Source organism: Streptomyces sp. P5F9 (assembly GCF_057961495.1).
On record NZ_JBXVPZ010000952.1, the window covers coordinates 1 to 1,120 of the forward strand.

Annotated in this window: 3 protein-coding genes; 1 reads left to right on the top strand and 2 read right to left on the bottom strand. The window is 71.7% G+C overall.

Translation table 11 applies throughout. The features are described 5' to 3' along the window. Positions 1-312: amidase family protein (locus AC31A1_RS51745; RefSeq protein ID WP_489659965.1), on the top strand; the 312-nt coding region annotated here is incomplete at its 5' end. A 51-nt stretch (positions 313-363) separates the two neighbouring features. Here the strand turns inward: AC31A1_RS51745 and AC31A1_RS51750 are convergent. Continuing rightward, a complete protein-coding gene (locus tag AC31A1_RS51750) occupies positions 364-846 on the bottom strand; it encodes a GNAT family N-acetyltransferase (RefSeq protein WP_489659966.1) in 483 nt (160 codons plus the stop codon). Between the two features lie 55 nt (positions 847-901). Further along, on the bottom strand, positions 902-1,120 hold a 219-nt coding region (locus tag AC31A1_RS51755), incomplete at its 5' end, for a hypothetical protein (protein ID WP_489659967.1).

The following is a 1,120-nucleotide window of genomic DNA, read 5'->3' on the forward strand; positions in this document are numbered from 1 at the left end:
CTGGCGCCGTTCTTCGCCGAGTACGACATCCTGCTGACCGCGGCGCTGGCCCGCCGCTCTCCCAAGGCCGGGCCGTGGCACGAGCGGGGCTGGCTGCGCAATGTGCTGGCGAACACCACCTACTCGCCGCTGACGCCTCCGTGGAACCTCACCGGCTGGCCGGCCATGTCGGTCCCGTTCGGCACCCTGCCCTCCGGCGCGCCCTGCGCCGTACAGCTGGTGGGGCGGCCGGGGTCGGAGGCGGCGCTGCTGGAAGTGGCGGAGGAGCTGGAGAAGCTGCGGCCGTGGGTGCGGACGGCGCCGCTCGACTAGAAGGCGCCCTCTGAACGTACTTCTCGAACGCGCCCTCCCGAAGGTGTGCTCCTAGAGGGCGCGGTACATGACGTGCAGGCCCACGCGCCCGTCCCGGGGATGCTCGAACGCGTCCGGCACCGTGCCCAGGATCGTGAAGCCGAGGGAGAGCCAGAGCTTGACGGCGGGGTTGGTCTCGACGACGGCGTTGAAGACCATGCCTCGGAAGCCCTGGTCGCGGGCGGTGGTGAGGATGTGCTCGGCCAGGGCACGGCCGATGCCGCGGCCGCCGTGATCGGGGTCGACCATGAAGCCGGCGTTGGCGATACGGTCGGCGGGGCCGCCGTAGTTCGGGGTGACGAAGGCCGAGCCGACGACGGTCCCGCTCTCGTCCCCGGCGACGTACACGCGCTTCGGCGGGCTCGTCCACAAGGCCCGGGCCGCCTCTTCGGAGGTGTCCCGGGCCCAGGTGTAGGTGTCGCCGGCGGCGACGATCCGGTGCCAGAAAGGCCAGATCCGCGGCCAGTCGTCGGCCGCGGCTTCTCTGATCGGCATGGGCGCGATCTTCGCACGCCCATGCTGTCGGCGATCGCGAAGGGGTCTGCGGGGGTCAGTCCACGCTGGGCAGGATGTGGGGCTCGGCGAGGTCGTCCTCGTAGCCCGCGAGTCGGATGGGGGCGGACCGTGCCCACACGGCCAGGCTGCCGAGCTCGTCGGACCGGTGGCCCGCACGCTCCGTGTGTTCCTCGGGGCGTTGCTCGCGATTCGTCTTCTCCGGTGTCACCGCGCACTCCTTATGTGTCGGGTCACCCTCGGGGCACAGCCGGCC